Genomic DNA, 18,219 nt, shown 5'->3' with positions numbered 1-18,219 from the left:
AGAGGGTATGCGTCGGGGATAGGGAATGGATATCGCAGGGGGGGCACGGATAGCGGTCGACCGGACCGGCTTCGCATCCGTTGACTCCATCGAGGACCAGCTGCGCGAATTGCGCAGGGAACGCGACGCGTTGCGCCGGGAGAACCGCATCCTGAAGATTGCGGTCGCCGAGCTCGAACGCGTGTCGGAGCGCGACACGCTGACCCCGCTGTTCAACCGGCGCTATTTCCTGACCGCGATCCACCAGCGCCTCGCGCGCTTCGAACGCCACGCCGAAAGCGCGGCGGTGGTGTTCATCGACGTCAACCAGCTCAAATATATCAACGACAGTTTCGGCCATGCGGCAGGCGACTTTGCACTGCTCCAGATCGCGACGCGGCTCGATGAATCGATCCGCGCGACCGACGTCGCGGCGCGTATCGGCGGCGACGAATTCGGCCTGATCCTCGACCAGTCGACCGAAGAGGGCGCGCGCGTGCAGGTCAACCGCCTGCGCCATGTGCTGAGCGCCGAGCCTGCAATCTATGACGGGCACGTGATCCAGCTGTCGGCCTGTTTCGGGGTCGCGATGCTGGAGGCGGGGGCGACCGAGTCCGAGATTCTCGCCGCCGCCGATCGCGACATGTACCGCAGCAAACAGTCGCAGGACGCCGATTCTCCGGTACGCCACCGCTAGGGTCAGGACCCATTAATTCCGCCATTTCGGCGTCCCTGCGGGATTTGACCGATTTTGCCTGTGGCTTCGTCGAAAAGTCTGGAAATATCGACATATTCCTGCGCCTTTTCTCCTCACCCCAGGCAAAATCGCTTCAAACCTCGATCGCGGAATCAATGGGTCCTGACCCTAACTACCGATTAACCATTGGGGCGCATGCTGTTCCTTGGGGAACCAGGGGGGCGGACGATGGCTATCCAGACCGACCATTATCAGGAAATCCAGGACCGTATCGGCGGACAGATCGGCGCGCTTGCCGAGGCGCTGCCGCATTGCGCGCTCGCGCAGATCGTGCAGGGGGTCGATGATATTCGCTGCCTCGCGCGCGATAATGGCTTTGCTGCCGTCGAGATGCTGGCGAGCCGGCTGGAATCGGCGGTCGCGGGCGGCGGCTATCGCGCCGCGATCCTGACCTATCTCGACGCAATGAGCGACGCGGTGCTGGCGCCGCGCGGGCCGCTGCCCGTCGCTGCGCAGGAAGCGTGGCTCGCGTCGGTGGCGATGCGGCTCGGGCATTGACGCGCCGCGCCTGACGGCGCAGGCGGTTTGTCATGGATGCGATCATGCTCGCCCTCGTCGCCGTGGCGCTCGCCAATGCCGACGGGCGGACGGGACTCCTGCTTTCGGACCTGCTCGCCGCGCGGAACGACCGGCGGCGCGTCGTCGCCATCGCTTTTGGCGCGTTCATCGCCAATGCGCTGGTCGCCGCGATCGCGGGCGCGGCGCTGAACCGGATGGTCGGGCAGGGGATCGTTTCGCTGCTGATCGCCTTTGCAACGCTGAGCGCGGCGGCCGCGCTGCTGTGGCGCGGGCGGCTCGGCCCGCCGGCGGACGAGATGTCCGATGCGGCGCCCGCGGTGCTCGCGGTGCGGATGCTGACGCTGCAATTCGGCAATCGCAGCCATTTCCTGATCGGCGCGCTCGCGGCGACGAGCGGCGCGGGGCTTTGGGCAGCCGCGGGCGGGCTGGTCGGGTGGATATTGGCGTTGCTCCCTTTCCTCGCCTTCGGACCGGCGCTCGCGGCGCAGCGGCCGGTACAAGTCCTGCGCTATGCCGGCGCGGCGATCCTGGTCCTGTGGGGCGTTCGCGCAGGAATGGCCGCTTTCGGCTTATAGCAGAGCCTCATTTATGACCGTTGGTTTCATCGGTTTATTCGATGAAAGCCACCAAAAGGTTCAATGGGAAAATGCCTGTTCGCGGCCCTACATCATAGGGGCCAACGAAAGGATCATCCCATGCCCGACAATCACAATCAGCCCGCCGTCGCCGATGCGCTCAACGCGCTGCTCGCCGACAGCTTCGCGCTCTATCTCAAGACCAAAAATTATCACTGGCACGTCCAGGGGCCGCACTTCCGCGAACTGCACCTGTTGTTCGACGAACAGGCGACGCAGATCCTTGGCACCACCGACCTGATCGCCGAACGCGTTCGCAAGAATGGCGCGGCGACGCTGCGCTCGATCGGCGACGTGTCGCGCCGCCAGTCGATCAAGGACGACGATGCCACGTCGGTGACCGCCGATGCGATGGTCAGGACGCTGGCCGAGGACAACCGGACGCTGCTTGCCCAGCTCAAGGACGTGAAGGCGGCGGCCGAGGCCGAGGGCGATATCGCGACGAGCGGACTGGTCGATGCCTGGGCCGACGAGACGCAGCAGCGGATCTGGTTCCTCGAGGCCACGGCGGGCTATTGAGGTCGGCGATGGTCGTTCGCGATCGGGTGGAGGCGGCCCGCTTCACATGACAATTCGCGACCCCGGATCGGTCTAGGCCACCTCCCAATAAGGCGGGTCGCCGAACGCGTCTTTCAGATGATCGCGCAGTGCGCGCAGCTTTGCCGACGGGTCGCGGCCCTGCGAATGCGCCATGTAGATCCATTCCTCGTCGGGGGGGATGGCGAGCGGGATGGCGACGAGCGTGCCTGCCTTGATCGCCGGGCCCGCGATGAAGGCGGGGAGCATCGCGATGCCGAGGCCCGCCGCCACCGCGTCGCGGATCATGTCGCCGTTGTTGACGCCGAGCGCCTGTCTGGCCTGGATCGCAATCGGGCCGTCGGCGGTGCGAAAGTGCCAGTCGGCGACGCCGCGATTGGTGTAGAAGATGCCGCGGTGGTCGCCGAGATCTTCGAGGCTCTGCGGCATGCCATGCTCCGCCAGATAGGCCGCGGACGCGGTGAGGATACGGCGGCTTTTGGCGAGTTTCCAGACGATGAGGCGCGTGTCGTCGATCACCCCCTGGCGGATGATCGCGTCATGGCCGCTCGACGCGACGTCGATGCGGCGGTCGTCGAGGTCGAGCGTGAGCTGGATTTCGGGATGGGCTTTGAGGAACGGATAGAGCGCGGGGCCGAGGTGCATATGGCCGAAGGTGACCGGCGCGGCGATGCGCAGCGGGCCCGCGAGCGTGCCGCGGCGTTCGGCGATGGCGGCGGCCGCTTCGGTGACGTCGCGCACGATGCGCTGCGCGCGCGGCAGGAAGGCGGCGCCGTCCTCGGTCAGGCTGAGCTTGCGGGTGGTGCGATGGAGCAACGCGCTGCCAAGCGAGCGTTCGAGTTCGGCGAGGCGTTCGCTCACCACCGATTTCGACAGGCGAAGCTGGCGCGCGGCGCCGCTGATCGAGCCATGCTCGACCGTTGCGACGAAGGCGGCGATTCCCTCGATGCGGATCATGGTCGAGATATGGGCCCCGGCTTTCGCCGGGGATCACCTTTTCGCCGCGGAAGGCGCATTTCATCCATTGTTCGGTAATTCCGAATTATAGAACCAAGAACTGCTGTCTATTCCGAACGACGCGCAAAGTCCACTTACTCCGCATCGACCACGGGCATCGGGCCCGCCGCCGAACAGGAGAAAAGTCATGAACCGTTTGCAGAACAAGGTCGCGATCGTCACCGGCGCCAGCTCGGGGATCGGCCGCGAGACCGCGAAACTTTTTGCCGCCGAGGGCGCCAGCGTCGTCGTCGGCGCGCGCCGTCAGGCCGAACTCGACAGCCTCGTCGCCGAAATCACCGCCGCGGGCGGCAAGGCCGTCGCGGTCGCCGGCGACGTCCGCAGCGAAGCTTTCCACGCGGCGCTGGTCGCTGCGGCCGTGAAGAATTTCGGCCGACTCGACATCGGCTTCAACAATGCCGGCGTCTTCGGCGAAGCCGGCCCGAGCACCGAGGTATCGGAAGCGGGCTTCAACGACGCGCTGCAGGTCAACCTCACCGGCTCCTTCCTCGCCGCGAAGCACCAGATCGCCGAAATGGTCAAGCATGGCGGCGGGTCGGTGATCTTCACCTCGACCTTCGTCGGCTACAGCTTTTCCTTCCCCGGCAGCGCGGCCTATTCGGCGAGCAAGGCCGGGCTGATCGGGCTGACGCAGGCGCTGGCAGCCGAATATGGCCCGCAGAATGTCCGCGTCAATTCGGTGCTCCCCGGCGGGGTCGCGACCGACATGTTCGAGGCGGTCAACGACAGCCCCGAAAAGCAGGATTTCGTGACCAACCTGCACGCCGTGAAGCGTGTCGGCCAGCCGAACGAGATCGCGAAGGCCGTGCTCTTCCTTGCCTCCGACGATGCGAGCTTCGTCACCGGCACCGCATCGCTGGTCGACGGCGGGGCATCGATCACGCGCAGCTGATCGATCGCCCGGCGAGCCGAGAGGGCGGGGCCTGCGGGCCCCGCCCTTTTGTCTTTGGGATCGGACGGGTTTGGGACTTCCCCCGCCCCGCGACTTTGCCTATCGCGACCCGGCAATGTCCGCCGCCGCTCTCCTCCCGCTGCTCAAATCCACCTTCGGTTTCGACGCCTTCCGTGGGCGTCAGGCCGAGGTCGTTGATCGCGTGATGGCGGGCGAGCGGACGCTGGCGGTGATGCCGACGGGTGCGGGCAAGTCGCTGACCTATCAGCTTCCCGCAGTCGCGCTCGACGGCTGCGTCGTCGTCGTGTCGCCGCTGATCGCGCTGATGCACGACCAGCTGCGCGGCGCGCGCGCGGCGGGGATTCGCGCGGCGAGCCTGACGAGCGTCGATGCCGATTTCGCTGACACGCGGCAGGCGTATCGCGACGGCGCGCTCGACCTCCTCTATATCGCGCCCGAGCGCGCGACGGGCGACGGGTTCCGGTCGTTGATGGAGGCGCGCGCGCCCGCGCTGTTCGCGATCGACGAGGCGCATTGCGTTTCGGAGTGGGGGCATGACTTCCGGCCCGATTACCGCTTGCTCCGGCCGCTGCTCGACGCCTTTCCCGACGTGCCGCGGCTCGCGCTGACCGCGACCGCCGACAAGCACACGCGCGAAGATATTCTCGTCCAGCTCGGCATTCCCGGCGACGGGCTGGTGCTCGCGGGGTTCGACCGGCGGAATATCCGCTACCGCGTGACGCCGCGCATCAGCGCCGCGAAGCAGCTCACCGATTTCATCGCCGCCAATCCGGGGCCGGGGATCATCTATTGCCCGACGCGCGACGGGGCCGAGAGAATGGCGGCGAAGCTCGCCGCCGCGACGGGACGCAGCGTGGCGGCCTATCATGCCGGGCTCGACCCCGAAACGCGGGCGCGGGTGCAGCATGATTTCGTCGCGTCGGAGGACGGCATCGTCACCGCGACGGTCGCCTTCGGGATGGGCATCGACAAGCCCGATGTGCGCTTCGTCGCGCATGCCGGGCTGCCGAAATCGATCGAAAGCTACTATCAGGAAACGGGCCGCGCGGGCCGCGACGGCGACCCCGCCGAGGCGCTGATGCTGTGGGGCGCCGAGGATTTCGCACGTGCGCGGATGCGGCTGTCCGAACTGCCCGACGCCCGGATCGCGGGCGAACGCGCGAGGCTCAACGCGCTCGCCGCGCTGGTCGAGACGGTCGAGTGCCGCCGTGCGCTGCTGCTGCGGCATTTCGGCGAGAATCCGCCCGAACGCTGCGGCAATTGCGATACCTGCCTCGACCCGCCGAGCCAGGTTGATGCGACGGTGCTGGCGCAGAAATTGCTGAGCGCGGTCTATCGCACCGGGCAAAGCTATGGCGCGGGGCATGTCGAGGCGGTGCTGACGGGCCGCGCCGACGAGCGCGTTGCGAGCCGGGGGCACGACAAGCTCTCGGTCTTCGGGATCGTCTCGGGCGAGGAGGCACGGCTGATCAAGCCGCTGGTCCGCACGCTTGTCGCGCGCGAGGCGCTCGAGACGACCGAGCATGGCGGGCTGATGTTCGGTCCCGCCGGGCGCGCGGTGATGAAGGGCGAGGTGCCGGTGCTGATCGCCGAGCCACCCGCACGGCGCCTCACTCGGACCTCGCGCGGCGAGCGCGCGGCGGCGAACCCTGTCGGCGATCCGCTGTTCGACGCGCTTCGCGCGACGCGGCGCGAGCTGGCGATCGAGGCAGGGGTGCCGCCCTATGTGATCTTCCACGACGCGGTGCTGCGCGCGATGGCGAGCGAGCGGCCCGCGACACGGAGCGCACTTGGCGGCATTCCGGGGGTCGGCGCGAAGAAGCTCGAAGCGTGGGGCGACGCTTTCCTGTCGGTGATCCGCCAGTTTTGAGCTAGCAGGGCGCGCATGGGGGCGCTCGACCTTATCGACCCGATGATTCGCGGCGGCGCGACGGTGCTGTTCCTGTTGTGGATCGCGATCCTGTGGCGCGACCATCGCGCGGTGCCGGCGGCGCGGGTGGCGATCGCGATGAACGGGACCATCATCGCCTACCTGCTGGCGCGTGTCCTGCATCCCGGCGGCGCGACGCTTTTCCCCTATGTGATCGCCGATGCGCTGTCGGTGATGGTGCCCGCGCTGTTCTGGCTCTTCGCGCGGCTGTGGTTCGACGACCGGCGGCGGATCGGCTGGCAAAGCTGGGCGCTCGTCTCGGCGTTCGGTGCGCTGCCGCTGATCCAGGTCGTGCTGATCGCCGCGACGGGCGATTTCAGCCCGGCGATCTGGATCCTCGTGCGCATCGGCATGTTCGCCTTTGCGATCGCGGGGATGTGGATTGCGTGGCGTGGGCGCGCGAACGACCTAATCGAGGCGCGGCGCAGCTTCCGCCTCGGTGTCGTCGGCGCGATCGGCGGCTTCGTGATCTGGGTCAGCTTCCTCGAGATGTTTCACTATCGCGATATGAGCCACGATATGGCGCGGACGTTGACGCTTGCCGCGATCCTCGTCGTGACCTTCATCGTTTCGATCGGCCTCTATCGCTTCCGCTCGGCCGAGCTGTTCGCGGTGCCCGACGCCGCGCCGACTCCGGCCGCGCGGCCCGCCGAGCCTTCGGCGCTCGCGCAGCGGCTTCGCGTCGTGATGGCCGAGGAGCGCGCCTATCGCGCCGAAGGGTTCAGCATCGCAGCGCTCGCGGCGCGGCTCGGCGAGCCCGAATATCGCGTGCGGCGCGCGATCAACGGCGAGATGGGGCATCGCAACTTCACGGCCTTTCTCAACGGCTTTCGCCTCGACGAAGTGCGCTCGGCGCTCGCCGATCCGGCGCAGCGCGAGGTGCCGATCCTGACGATCGCGCTCGATGCGGGCTTTGGTTCGCTCGGCCCGTTCAACCGCGCCTTTCGCGACGCCGAGGGGATGACGCCGAGCGAGTATCGCGCCGCCCGCCTCGCCGATTCCGGAATCGGCTAGTCGATTTTCGACTGTGCGCGGCTGGCGCAGCGCAGAACTGCTTCATGCCGGTCATCCACCGAAAAGGACGACGCCATGATCGCATCCATTCCTCCCCTCGCCATATTGCTCGAAAAGGGCCCGGCGATGTTCGCCTTCGACTTCGGCCGCTATCTCGTCGCCGCGAGCGTCACCAGCGCGGTCGTCTGGGGGCTGCGCCGGTCGAGCATCGCCGCGCGCAAGATCCAGGCGCGCGAGGCGAGTGCCGCCGACAAGCGCCGCGAATTCCTGCAATCGCTGCAGACGGTCGGCGTATATCTGTTCGTCGCGCTGTTCATCGTCTGGGGCGTCGATGCAGGGGTGCTGCACCGTTTCGAGGGGAGTTACGGCATCTGGGGCGACATGGCGCTGCTCGCGGCGATCGTCGTCGCGCACGACGCCTATTTCTACTGGGTCCACCGCGCGATGCACCATCCCAGACTGTTTAAACGTTTCCACCGCGCGCACCATCGCTCGATCACCCCGACGCCCTGGGCCGCCTACAGCTTCGCCATCCCCGAGGCGTTCGTGATGATCCTGTTCGTGCCGATCTGGCTCTTTTTCGTAGCGACGCCGGTGTGGGTCATGTTCCTGTGGATCAACTTCCAGATCGTCCGCAACGCGATGGGTCATGCCGGTTTCGAGCTGCACCCGCGCTGGTGGCTGTCGACGCCGGCGACGCGCTGGATCAACACGACGACGCACCACGACCTGCATCACAGCGGCGGCTTCAACACCAATTACGGCCTCTATTTCACCTGGTGGGACAAATGGATGGGGACCGAGCATCCCAAATATGCCGAGCGGTTCCATGAGGTCGTCTCGCGCCCGGCGGAGCACGCTGCGGATCGGGCGGAGGCGACCGCCTGACAGGGTTGCTTTCCGGCTTGTCAGCAAGCGGGCGGCGGGAGTAGATCGCAGCGATGAGCGATTTCAGACCCCTGTCCGCCGGCTTCAGTGTCGCCCCGCAAATCTCGATCGAGGATGTTGCCGAGGCCAAGGCGCAGGGCTTTGCGATGATCGTCAACAACCGTCCCGACGGCGAGGAGCCTTCGGCGCCGCAAGGGGGCGATATCGCCCACGCCGCTGCGGCCGAGGGTATCGCCTATGCCGCGATCCCGGTCGGCCATTCGGGGTTCAGCCATGCGCAGATCGATGCGCTGGACAAGCTGCTGGCCGACGCGACGGGCCCGATCCTGGCCTATTGCCGGTCGGGCACGCGCTCGACGCATCTGTGGGCCCTGACGCAGGCGCGCGGCGGCGCGGAAGTCGGCGCGATCGTCGATGCGGCTGCTAAGGCGGGCTATGACCTCGCCGGGCTGCGGCCGATGCTGGACGCGCTGGCAGGCGAGAAGTGACGGCGACCGACCTGATCCAGACCGGCGCGTCGCTGGTCGCGGTGCTGTTTATCGCCTGGCTGGTCGGGCGGATGGGGCTGGGCGCCGACCCGCGGATCGAGGATGCGGCGCATGCGATCCGTCTCGCCGAGGAGGCCGAGGCGGGGTTTCGCGGCACCGAGGTCGCGCGCGACCGCGCGGGTTTCGCGGCGATCGTGCGCAACGCCGAAGGGCGGATGATGCTGGTGCGCGCGCACGGCAATCATTTCGCGGCGCGCCCGGTCGACGCGGCGACGGTCGGGCGGCTCGACAAGGATTTCCTGACGCTGACGATGCCGGAGAAGACCTTCGGCGCCGTGACGCTGCAATTGGGCAAGGACGCGGGGATGTGGGCGAGCCGGATGCGCGAGTTGAGGCATGGATAAGCTGCCCGATCCCGTCACCTACGCGATCCCGGCCTTTATCCTGCTGCTGATCGCCGAGATGGTCGTCGCGCTGCGCCGCGACCGCAGCCGGTACGAGGCGCGCGACACGCTGACCTCGCTGCTGCTCGGCACCGGGAGCCAGGTCGCGAGCGCGCTCGTCGGCGGGATGGTCATCGCGATGGCGGTGTGGCTGCACCAGTACCGCCTGTTCGACATCGGGATCGACTTCAAGACATGGTGGTGGGCGTGGATCCTCTGCTTCTTCCTCGACGATCTCGCTTATTATGTCTTCCATCGCAGCGCGCACCGCGTGCGCTGGTTCTGGGCGAGCCACGTCATCCATCACAGCTCGCAGCATTATAATCTCTCGACCGCGCTGCGGCAGACCTGGACGGGCTTCATCAGCCTGGGCTTCCTGTTCCGCCTGCCGCTGTTCCTGATCGGCTTTCCGCCCGCGATGGTCTTCTTCTGCGCGGGGCTGAACCTCATCTACCAGTTCTGGATCCATACCGAGGCGATCGGCCGGATGCCCAAATGGTTCGAGGCGGTGATGAACACGCCGTCGCACCATCGCGTCCATCATGGCGTCAACCCGCGCTATCTCGATGCCAATTATGCGGGGGTCTTCATCATCTGGGACAGGATGTTCGGCAGCTTCGTCGCCGAGCGTGACGACGAGCCGGTGCGCTATGGCATCGTCAAGCAGCTCGGCAGCTTCAACATCGTCTGGGCGGCGGTGCATGAATGGGTCGGGATCGCGAAGGATGTCTGGCGCGCGCCGTGGCGGCACAAGCTCTCCTATATGTGGCGCGAGCCCGGCTGGAGCCACGATGGCAGCCGCGCGACGAGCGCGATGATCAAGGAACGCTGGGTCGCGGGGCGGGCGAGCGAGGAGCCGGCAGAGTGAGATGTCGTTTGCTATGAACGGCGTCGCACGTTGGAAACACTGGGATATGGTCGCGCTGGTCGCAGGAGCCGTCCCGCTGATTCTTATCCTCCTAGGCGCCTATGCCGGTGTCGACGTTACCGTTGGTTTTTCCGGCTACCTGATCATCGGCGCTGTGTTGCTCTATTTGATGGGCGCGGCTCTTGCATGGCGACAGGGTGATGGCCGGCTCATCGCCGGCGGCTGCGCGATGCTGATGATCCCGGCAGTGCTCAGCATTCCGCTGATCATCCTCGCCATTGCCTGCCTTAACGGCAACTGTCTCTGACGGCTGCTGCATCTCGCAGCTTGCTTCGCTCGCTAATGACATTCATGTAAGCATCCGGGTGACCGCTGCAGGCGGCACGAGGGAGAGTCGATAGCATGGATCAGTTCGACATCATCGTCATCGGCGGCGGCAGCGCGGGGAGTGCGGCGGCGGGGCGGCTCGCCGAGGATGGCACCCGCACGGTCTGTCTGGTCGAGGCGGGCGGGCGCAACGACACGGTGCGGGTCAAGACGCCGGGCTTCATGCCCTTCATCCCCGACGCGTCGAACTATCGGTATGAGACGGTGCCGCAGAAGGGGCTGAACGGACGCACCGGATACCAGCCGCGCGGGCGCGGGCTCGGCGGGTCGAGCGCGATCAACGCGATGGTCTATATCCGCGGCCATGCCTTCGATTACGACCAGTGGGCGTCGCTCGGCGCGACGGGGTGGAGCTATGCCGACGTGCTCCCTTATTTCAAGCGCGCCGAGGGAAATGAGCGCGGCGCCGACGACTTCCACGGCGCCGATGGACCGCTCAACGTCATGGACCAGCGCTGGCCCAATGTGACGAGCAAGCGCTTCGTCGAGAGCGCGGCGGCGCTGCAACTGCCGCGAACGGCCGATTTCAACGGCGCCAACCAAGAGGGGTTCGGCCTCTATCAGGTGACGCAGAGGGCGGGCGAGCGCTGGTCGGCAGCGCGCGCCTATGTCGAACCGCTGCGCGAGCGGGCCAATTTCGCGGTGCGCACCGGGGCGCTGGTCGAGAAGATCGTCGTCGAGGACGGCCGCGCGACCGGCGTGGTGATCCGGCGCGGATCGAAACGCGAGACGCTGCGCGCGCGCGGCGGGGTGATCCTGTCGGCGGGGGCGTTCAACAGCCCGCAGATATTGATGCTCTCGGGGATCGGGCCCGCGGCGCACCTCAGGGACAAGGGGATCGACATCGTCGCCGACCGTCCGGCGGTGGGCGCCGACCTGCAGGACCATATCGACTATGTGTCGAGCTGGGAAACGCGCTCGACCGATCCGCTCGGCGACAGCCTAGCCGGCACATGGCGGATGGTGAAGGCGATCTTCGAACATCGCACCCGGCGCACCGGGATCATGACGACCTGCTTCGCCGAGGCGGGCGGCTTCTGGAAATCGCGGCCCGACCTGCCCGCGCCCGACATTCAGTATCATTTCGTCCCCGCGATGCTCGAGGATCACGGGCGGACGAAGGTGAAGGGGCACGGCTTTTCGGTCCATGCCTGCGTGCTGCGTCCCGAGAGCCGCGGGTCGGTGACGCTCGCGTCGGCCGATGCGGCGGCGGCGCCGGTGATCGATCCGGGTTTCCTGACCGACGAGCGCGACCTCGCGACGTTGCGGGCGGGCGTACGGATGATGCACCGCATCGTCGCCGCGCCGCCGCTTTCGGACTATTCCGGCGTCGACCGGCATCCGGTCGACATCGACGACGATGCCGCGCTCGACGCGCTGATCCGCAGCCGCGCCGACACCGTCTATCACCCCGTGGGGACGTGCCGGATGGGGAGCGATGCCGATGCGGTGGTCGATCCGACGCTGAAGCTGGGTGGCATCCACGCCCTGTGGGTCGCCGATGCGAGCATCATGCCGCGGCTGGTGTCGGGCAACACCAATGCCCCGAGCATCATGATCGGCGAACGCGCGGCCGATTTCGTGAAGGCGGCGCTGGCTTGAGTGAACCCCGGCTTTCGCCGGTGTTCACGCAGCACAGGCAGCGGCGAGCAGCGCGCCGCTCTTCGTCAGATCGTAGCGGCTTGCCGGCGGGCGCAGGTCGAGGATCTCGCGCGTCACCAGCCCATGCTTGCCGAGCGCGGTCAGCCCCTGCGACAGCGCGCGGGGGGTCGCGGGCGCGAGGAGGCGCGCGAGCGCATTGAAGCGGTCGTGTCCTGCGCCGATCCCGGCGACGAGCGGCAGGCCCCAGCGCGTCGCGGCGCCCGGCGGCAGGCCGATCGCACCCTGCGCCTCGGCAATCGTTGCGGCGCGCGCGGCGGCGGCCTGACCCTGTTCGGTCAGGATATATTCGGGGCGGAGCGGATGGCCGTGACCGGGGTTGCGCTGCACCCAGCCGATCGCCGCTGCGGCGTCGAGGGTGCGCGTCAGGCTGTCGCGCGACAGACCGAGCCGCTGGATCAGCTCGACGAAGCGGGCGCCCTTGTGCGCCGCGAGGTCGGCGAGCAACGGGACAAGCCAGCGATGGCTGCCGAGCTGGGCGAGCAGAGGGTCGGGCTTGCTTGACCGCATTTGCAACTAACTATACAAACCGGACTATAGAGGCAAGCGATATGGCCGAGGCGATTCTCCGGTCGGCGCGCGGCTTCGGCAAGGGAGGGAATGACATGGCGCTTCAGATCGGATCCGAGCTCACCTGTTCGATGGGCGTCACGAGCATCGACGCGTCGATCCTATGGTACGAGCGCGTCCTGCAGTGCAAGCTGCTCTACCGCGCCGACGCGATTGGCTGGTGCGAACTGGCGACGCCGATGACCGGGGTGAACATCGGGCTCAGCCAGGTCGAAGCCGTGACGCAGGGCGGCGGCGCGACGAACGTGTTCGAGGTCGCGGATATCGAGGCGGCAAAGGCGCATCTCGATGGCGAAGGCGTCCGGCAGGACGGTGACATCCAGCATATTCCGGGCCTCGTGAAGCTGCTCACCTTCTACGACCCCGATGGCAATGCCTTCATGTTCTCGCAGTCGGAAATGGCGACGTGATGTCGCTCTGGTGGGCCGCCGCGCTCATCGCCCCCGCCGTACCCGCTGAAGCGCCGTCGCTTGCCGCGTGGCACGGCCACTGGACGGGGGAAGGGCAGGCGTTCGGAAAGCCCGCGACGGCAACGCTCGACATTGCGCCGGACGGAGGCGGGGCGACGCGCCTTGCCTATCGCTTGAGCATCGGTGGAACGCCGGCCGTCCAATATTCGGCCGATGCAAATTATGCGTTCGACGCGAAGGGCCGCGTGCGCGGAAAATGGGCCGACAGCTATGGTCGGACCCGGCCCGTCGCGGGCGGAATTTCGGGTGCAGCATGGTGGACGCAATGGGGCAGCGCCGATGTCGAGATCGGGCGCTCCACCTATGTTCTCGAAGAGGGCGGAATACTGACCGTCGCGATTCGATTCTGCAGGAAGACGGGAGCTGGCGGCTGTTCGCCATGCTGCGCTATCGCCGCACAAATGGCTGAAAATAGGGAGTTTGGAGCGCAGCAATTTGCTGCGCACAAAAAAAGAGGGCCGGAACTTTCGTCCCGGCCCAGCCTTTCAGGCTCTCCCCTCCTGAAACTGTTGACGCAATGAATGCCATATTAATGTCATGTTGGGAAGGCTAAAATTGCGGCACCCGCGCCTAAAAATTGTGCAGTCTTTTGTGCAGTTTCGGGAGCGGATGTCTGCGAAGAGAAGCCCGCTCCCTTTACCGTTCAGAAGGTCTTGCGCGCGGTGATCCCGAAGGTCCGCGGCTGGCCGACCGAATAGCCGAGCCGCGCACGCCCGCCGCGCTCGCGATCGAACGAGAGCAGCGCATTCTCGTCGAACACATTGTTGATGTACGCGATCAGCGACAGGCCATTGTCGAAGTCGACCCCGGCGCTGAGGTTGACGAGTTGATAGTCGGGTAGTTCGAGATCGACCGTCGTCGATGCATTCGCCGGCGCGCCGCCGAAGGGCAGCCCGTGGACGAAGGTGCGCGGGTTGTTTTCCTGGTCCGCCGGCTGCGTGTAGCGCGTCCCGACATGCTGGAACGACGCCGCGACATAGGCCTTCGCCGTGTCGGAGACCGGGAATTCATAGCTGCCCGAGGCCGACAACTGGAACTTCGGTACCGACGGCAGGCGGTTGCCGTCGCGAATGCCCGTCGCGGTCGTCAGTGCGCCGGGCAGGGTGGTGTCGAATTCGGCCTCGATGATGCTGCCCGACAGGTTGAAATCGAGCCCTTCGGTCGGGTTCAGCCCCAGTTCGAATTCGAGGCCCATCGAATGCGCCTTCGGCACGTTGAACACGATGCGCGACGAGCAACTGCCGGCGTCGAGCGTGACCTGCAGATTCTTGATGTCGTTGTAGAAGCCCGCGGCGTTGAAAGTGAAGCCGCGGCCGCCCGATTTCACGCCGAGTTCGTAGTTCCACAGGCTTTCGTCGTCATAGCTCTGGAAGCCGCCGAACAGCGCCGCGTCGGCGGGCGAGCAGAGCGGCAGGTTGAGCGGATCGTTGACGCCGCCGAGGCGGAAGCCTTTCGACGCCTGCGCGTTGACCGTCACATTGTCGGCCACGTCGTACGACAGCAGGAAGCGCGGGGTGAAGCCGTCCGACTTGGTGCTGTCGGTGCGGCGGTCGCCGTTGGCGAACAGGCCGCCCGAGGTGAAGCTGCGCGTTTCCTTGAAGTCGTAATAGCGGCCGCCCGCCGTCGCGGTCAGCGCTTCGGTGATGTCGTAGCTGACCTCGCCGAAGATCGCGAACTGCTTGATATCATAGGGCAGGTCGGCGTTGTACGGCGAATTGGCCGGGAAGCCGTTCGCGACCGCCGCCGAGGTGCCGGCGCCGAGCGTCGCGTCGGTGAAGGCATCGTAACCCGGGGTGGGCAGGCGCTGCATATAGACGCGGTCGATCTTCGAATAGAAGCCGCCGACCACCCACTGGAACGGGCTGTCATTGTCCGACGCCAGCCGGACTTCCTGCGTCCAGGTTTCGAGGTCGGTGGTATCGACGAGGTTCGACGGCAGCAGCACCGCGGCATCGGGGAAGCCGAGGTCGACCGACACCGATCCGGTCAGCGCGCTCGCGTCGCGGCTGACGAGGATGTCGCGGTTGATGTAGCTCGTCACCGAGGTCAGCTTCGCGCCGCCGAGGCCAACGTCGATCTTGAGGTCGGCAAGAAAGGTTTCGTCCTCGAACGCCTCGCGCAGCAACAGATATTGCTCGCGCTCGTCAAAGGTCACCTGCGGCCGGGTGGTCGTGAACTGATTGGCATAGAGATTGTAGATCTCCTGCCGGTTGAAGCCGTCGGCCTTGACCTTCTGATAGACGATGCGCGGGGTGATCGAGAAATTGTCGCTGGGCTCGAAGGTCAGCGCGAGACGGCCGCCATAGCGTTCGCCGCTGTTAATATCGTCACCGCCCGCCGGGCCGATCGCGTTGATGAAGCCGCCGTAGCGCGTGTAATAGCCGACCGCGCGGAGCGCCGCCTTGTCGCCGAGCGGCAGGTTGATCGCGCCCTTCAGGTGGCCGCCGATATCGTCGCCGTCGACGAGGTTGATATTGCCCTCGACCGCGCCCTCGACCGTGCCGAGCTTCGGCTGGTTGGTGATGTAGCGGATCGTACCGCCCACCGAACCCGAACCGAAGAGCGTGCCCTGCGGACCGCGCAGCGTTTCGACGCGATTCAGGTCGAACAGGTCGAGGTCGGGGGTGAAGAGCGAGAGCGAGATCACGCTTTCGTCGAGATAGACGCCGACCTGCTCCTTGACGCCCGGCTGGTCGCGCACGACCTGCCCCGCCGAGACGCCGCGGACCGAAACCTGGCTCTGCCCCGGGCCGAGGTTCTGGACCGACAGACCCGCGACATTGCGCGAGAGATCCTCGAGCGTGACCGCGCCCGATTTCTGGATATCCTCGGCGGTCTGCGCGTTGATCGAGAAGGGAATGTCCTGAATGCTCGTGTCGCGCTTGGTCGCGGTCACGATGATGTCATTGCCATAGGTTTCGGTGGGTGTCTCTTGCGCCGCCGCATTGGTGGTGATGGCGAGCGCGAGCGTCGAAAGCCCCGCCAGCAGGGTCGTGCGAACCATGATGTCCTCCCAGTTGCTTTCCGCGGGGCTATGTTGCCCCGGCGTGTAACGATGCTGCGCTTTTGCGGAGAGCAAGGCAATGGGGGACGAATCGGGCCCGAAAAAATGGCTTGGCGCTGTTGCATCGCGGCCACGGTCAGAAAAGGCCGCGCAAGAAAGAGGCCGGCCAATGAATGGCCGACCACAATCGAAAAAAATGGCCGGGAACAAGTCCCGGCCAGTGGTTCGCAGGAGGAACCCGGGTAGGATCCCGCCGCCGATTGAAAGAGGAGAGAGAGCGGCGGCGGGTATCCTGTCTCGTTACATATTGTAGGCGCGCTCCCCGTGTTCGGCGAGGTCGAGCCCTTCCTGCTCGACGTCCTTCGACGGGCGCAGGCCGATGGTATATTTGAGCGCGAGGAACAGCACGACGCTGACCGTGCCGGTCCACAGCACGGTGGTGCCGACGGCCCAGATCTGCGTCATCACCTGACCCGCGAGATCGAACTCGCCGGCCTTGGCGACGGGCGCGGTATAGTCGATCCAGCCCTGGCCGCCCCAGGCGGGGTTGGCGACGAAGCCGGTGCCGATCGCGCCGACGATGCCGCCGATCGCGTGGATGCCGAACACGTCGAGCGAGTCGTCATATTTGAGTTTCTTCTTCACCGTGGTGACAAAGAAGAAGCAGACCAGCGAGGCGACGGCGCCGAGGATGATCGCGGTGCCCGGGTGGGCAAAGCCCGCCGCCGGGGTGATCGCGACCAGACCGGCGACGACACCCGAAACCGCACCCAGCAGCGACGGCTTCTTGTGCACGATCTGCTCGATGACCGCCCAGGCAACGCCCGCCGCCGCTGTGGCGACGAAGGTGTTGATGAAAGCCAGCGCGCCGAAGGCATTGGCTTCGAGACCCGAGCCGGCGTTGAAGCCGAACCAGCCGATCCACAGCAACGAGGCACCGATCATCGTCATGACCAGATTGTGCGGGGGCATCGGCTCGGTGTTGTAACCGATGCGCGGACCGATCACGAGGCAGCCGACCAGACCGGCGATACCGGCATTGATGTGGACGACGGTGCCGCCGGCGAAGTCGAGCGCGCCCCAGCCCCACAGCAGGCCGTAATCGGTCGGCGCGGCGTGGAGGAAGTCCGGTCCGGCCCAGTACCAGACCATGTGCGCGATCGGGAAATAGGCGAAGGTCATCCACAGCACCGTGAAGATGATCAGCGGCGTGAACTTCACGCGCTCCGCGAACGCCCCGACGATCAGCGCCGGCGTGATGCAGGCGAAGGTCATCTGGAAGATCACGAAGACATATTCGGGGAGATAGACCCCGTTCGAGAAGGTGGCGGCGAAGGTGTTGACGTCGACGCCGGCAAGGAAGGCCTTGTCGAGCCCGCCGAACAGCGCCGGGAAGGGCGAGCCGGTCGAGGTGAAGGCCATCGAATAGCCCCAGCTGAACCAGACCAGCGCGGCGACGCAGACGATCGTCAGCACCTGCATCAGTACCGAAAGCATGTTCTTGGCGCGCACAAGGCCGCCGTAGAAGAGCGCGAGCGCAGGCACCGACATCAGCAGTACGAGCGCCGAGGCGACGAGCATCCACGCCACGTCGCCCTTGTTCACCATCTCGGCCGTCGGCACGAACGGGGCGGGCGCTGCCGCTTCGGCGGCCGGCGCGGCAGGCGCCGCGACCGCCGTCGCCGCTTCCTGCGCCCATACGGGCAGCGCGGCGAACAGCGCGAGGCCCGCGGCCCCCGCGCTCGCCGCAATCTTGTTTGCGAACGTCATATTTTCCCCCTTCGTCATTAGAGAGCCGCCTCGCCGGTCTCGCCGGTGCGGATGCGCACGGCCTGACCCACGTCGAGGACGAAGATCTTGCCGTCGCCGATCGACCCGGTCCCGGCGCTTTGCTGCAGCGTTTCGACGACCCGCGGTGCGAGCGCGTCGTCGCAGACGAGCTCGATCTTCACCTTCGGGACCATGTTGGTTGCATATTCGGCACCGCGGTAGATTTCGGTCTGCCCCTTTTGCCGGCCAAAACCCTTGACCTCGGTGACGGTCATGCCGGCGATGCCGAGCCCGGTCAGTGCTTCGCGCACCTCGTCGAGCTTGAACGGTTTGATGATAGCCAGGATCAGCTTCATGATGCCCCCTTTTGC

The 18,219-nt window shown here is 66.4% G+C and carries 20 protein-coding genes; 15 read left to right on the top strand and 5 right to left on the bottom strand.

All coding sequences use genetic code 11. The features are described 5' to 3' along the window. Positions 1-25 precede the first annotated feature (25 nt). The 4 genes from ATE64_RS19210 (at position 26) to ATE64_RS19195 (ending at position 2,409) form a co-directional block, all read left to right on the top strand. The gene (locus ATE64_RS19210; protein ID WP_058456797.1) at positions 26-676 is read left to right on the top strand and encodes a GGDEF domain-containing protein; all 651 of its coding nucleotides are present in this window, start codon (positions 26-28) and stop codon (positions 674-676) included. A gap of 228 nt (positions 677-904) precedes the next feature. Beyond that, a complete protein-coding gene (locus tag ATE64_RS19205) occupies positions 905-1,234 on the top strand; it encodes a hypothetical protein (RefSeq protein ID WP_058456798.1) in 330 nt (109 codons plus the stop codon). 32 nt (positions 1,235-1,266) lie between these two features. Beyond that, complete coding sequence (locus tag ATE64_RS19200; RefSeq protein ID WP_058456799.1) at positions 1,267-1,830, top strand: hypothetical protein; 564 nt, start codon at positions 1,267-1,269, stop codon at positions 1,828-1,830. Between the two features lie 120 nt (positions 1,831-1,950). Further along, the gene (locus ATE64_RS19195) at positions 1,951-2,409 is read left to right on the top strand and encodes a DNA starvation/stationary phase protection protein (protein ID WP_058456800.1); all 459 of its coding nucleotides are present in this window, start codon (positions 1,951-1,953) and stop codon (positions 2,407-2,409) included. A 72-nt stretch (positions 2,410-2,481) separates the two neighbouring features. On the opposite strand, the gene ATE64_RS19190 is transcribed toward ATE64_RS19195, so the two are convergent. Beyond that, entirely contained in the window at positions 2,482-3,384 is a 903-nt protein-coding gene (locus tag ATE64_RS19190) for a LysR family transcriptional regulator (protein WP_058456801.1), read from the bottom strand. Between the two features lie 187 nt (positions 3,385-3,571). Between ATE64_RS19190 and ATE64_RS19185 the strand changes: the two genes are divergently transcribed. From ATE64_RS19185 to ATE64_RS19145, 9 genes are all read left to right on the top strand, one after another. Beyond that, the gene (locus tag ATE64_RS19185) at positions 3,572-4,336 is read left to right on the top strand and encodes an SDR family oxidoreductase (RefSeq protein WP_058456802.1); all 765 of its coding nucleotides are present in this window, start codon (positions 3,572-3,574) and stop codon (positions 4,334-4,336) included. A gap of 115 nt (positions 4,337-4,451) precedes the next feature. Next, entirely contained in the window at positions 4,452-6,227 is a 1,776-nt protein-coding gene (gene recQ, locus ATE64_RS19180; protein WP_058456803.1) for a DNA helicase RecQ, read from the top strand. 15 nt (positions 6,228-6,242) lie between these two features. Further along, the gene (locus ATE64_RS19175; protein ID WP_058456804.1) at positions 6,243-7,301 is read left to right on the top strand and encodes an AraC family transcriptional regulator; all 1,059 of its coding nucleotides are present in this window, start codon (positions 6,243-6,245) and stop codon (positions 7,299-7,301) included. 75 nt (positions 7,302-7,376) lie between these two features. Next, positions 7,377-8,189, top strand: a complete 813-nt coding sequence (locus ATE64_RS19170) for a sterol desaturase family protein (RefSeq protein ID WP_231729187.1) — start codon at positions 7,377-7,379, stop codon at positions 8,187-8,189. A 53-nt stretch (positions 8,190-8,242) separates the two neighbouring features. Further along, on the top strand, positions 8,243-8,677 hold the full coding sequence (locus ATE64_RS19165) for a TIGR01244 family sulfur transferase (RefSeq protein ID WP_058456805.1): 435 nt from the start codon (positions 8,243-8,245) through the stop codon (positions 8,675-8,677). Beyond that, a complete protein-coding gene (locus tag ATE64_RS19160) occupies positions 8,674-9,081 on the top strand; it encodes a hypothetical protein (RefSeq protein ID WP_058456806.1) in 408 nt (135 codons plus the stop codon). Before ATE64_RS19165 ends, ATE64_RS19160 begins: the two co-directional genes overlap by 4 nt. After that, positions 9,074-9,988: a sterol desaturase family protein gene (locus ATE64_RS19155; protein WP_058456807.1), complete on the top strand. Its 915-nt coding sequence runs from the start codon at positions 9,074-9,076 to the stop codon at positions 9,986-9,988. The genes ATE64_RS19160 and ATE64_RS19155 overlap by 8 nt, the downstream gene beginning before the upstream one ends. A gap of 13 nt (positions 9,989-10,001) precedes the next feature. Beyond that, positions 10,002-10,295: a hypothetical protein gene (locus ATE64_RS19150; RefSeq protein WP_156416642.1), complete on the top strand. Its 294-nt coding sequence runs from the start codon at positions 10,002-10,004 to the stop codon at positions 10,293-10,295. Positions 10,296-10,390: 95 nt separating this feature from the next. Then, entirely contained in the window at positions 10,391-11,977 is a 1,587-nt protein-coding gene (locus ATE64_RS19145) for a GMC family oxidoreductase N-terminal domain-containing protein (protein WP_058456809.1), read from the top strand. Between the two features lie 24 nt (positions 11,978-12,001). Here the strand turns inward: ATE64_RS19145 and ATE64_RS19140 are convergent, their stop codons facing one another. Next, positions 12,002-12,544 (bottom strand): winged helix-turn-helix transcriptional regulator, encoded by a 543-nt coding sequence (locus ATE64_RS19140; RefSeq protein ID WP_058800187.1) that lies wholly within the window; start codon positions 12,542-12,544, stop codon positions 12,002-12,004. A 41-nt stretch (positions 12,545-12,585) separates the two neighbouring features. Between ATE64_RS19140 and ATE64_RS19135 the strand changes: the two genes are divergently transcribed. Continuing rightward, the gene (locus ATE64_RS19135) at positions 12,586-13,014 is read left to right on the top strand and encodes a VOC family protein (protein ID WP_058456811.1); all 429 of its coding nucleotides are present in this window, start codon (positions 12,586-12,588) and stop codon (positions 13,012-13,014) included. After that, positions 13,014-13,595 (top strand): hypothetical protein, encoded by a 582-nt coding sequence (locus ATE64_RS19130; RefSeq protein ID WP_058456812.1) that lies wholly within the window; start codon positions 13,014-13,016, stop codon positions 13,593-13,595. Before ATE64_RS19135 ends, ATE64_RS19130 begins: the two co-directional genes overlap by 1 nt. A gap of 122 nt (positions 13,596-13,717) precedes the next feature. Here the strand turns inward: ATE64_RS19130 and ATE64_RS19125 are convergent, their stop codons facing one another. The 3 genes from ATE64_RS19125 to ATE64_RS19115 form a co-directional block, all read right to left on the bottom strand. Further along, positions 13,718-16,078, bottom strand: coding sequence for a TonB-dependent receptor (locus ATE64_RS19125; RefSeq protein ID WP_058456813.1), 2,361 nt, complete (start codon positions 16,076-16,078; stop codon positions 13,718-13,720). A 300-nt stretch (positions 16,079-16,378) separates the two neighbouring features. Continuing rightward, positions 16,379-17,848 (bottom strand): ammonium transporter, encoded by a 1,470-nt coding sequence (locus tag ATE64_RS19120; RefSeq protein ID WP_058456834.1) that lies wholly within the window; start codon positions 17,846-17,848, stop codon positions 16,379-16,381. 17 nt (positions 17,849-17,865) lie between these two features. Further along, positions 17,866-18,204, bottom strand: a complete 339-nt coding sequence (locus ATE64_RS19115; protein ID WP_003043080.1) for a P-II family nitrogen regulator — start codon at positions 18,202-18,204, stop codon at positions 17,866-17,868. Positions 18,205-18,219: the final 15 nt, after the last annotated feature.

The organism is Sphingopyxis sp. H073 (assembly GCF_001468395.1).
Classification (GTDB): Bacteria; Pseudomonadota; Alphaproteobacteria; order Sphingomonadales; family Sphingomonadaceae; genus Sphingopyxis.
Note: the sequence above shows the minus strand (reverse complement) of the source record. Positions and strands in the feature narration are given on the sequence as shown.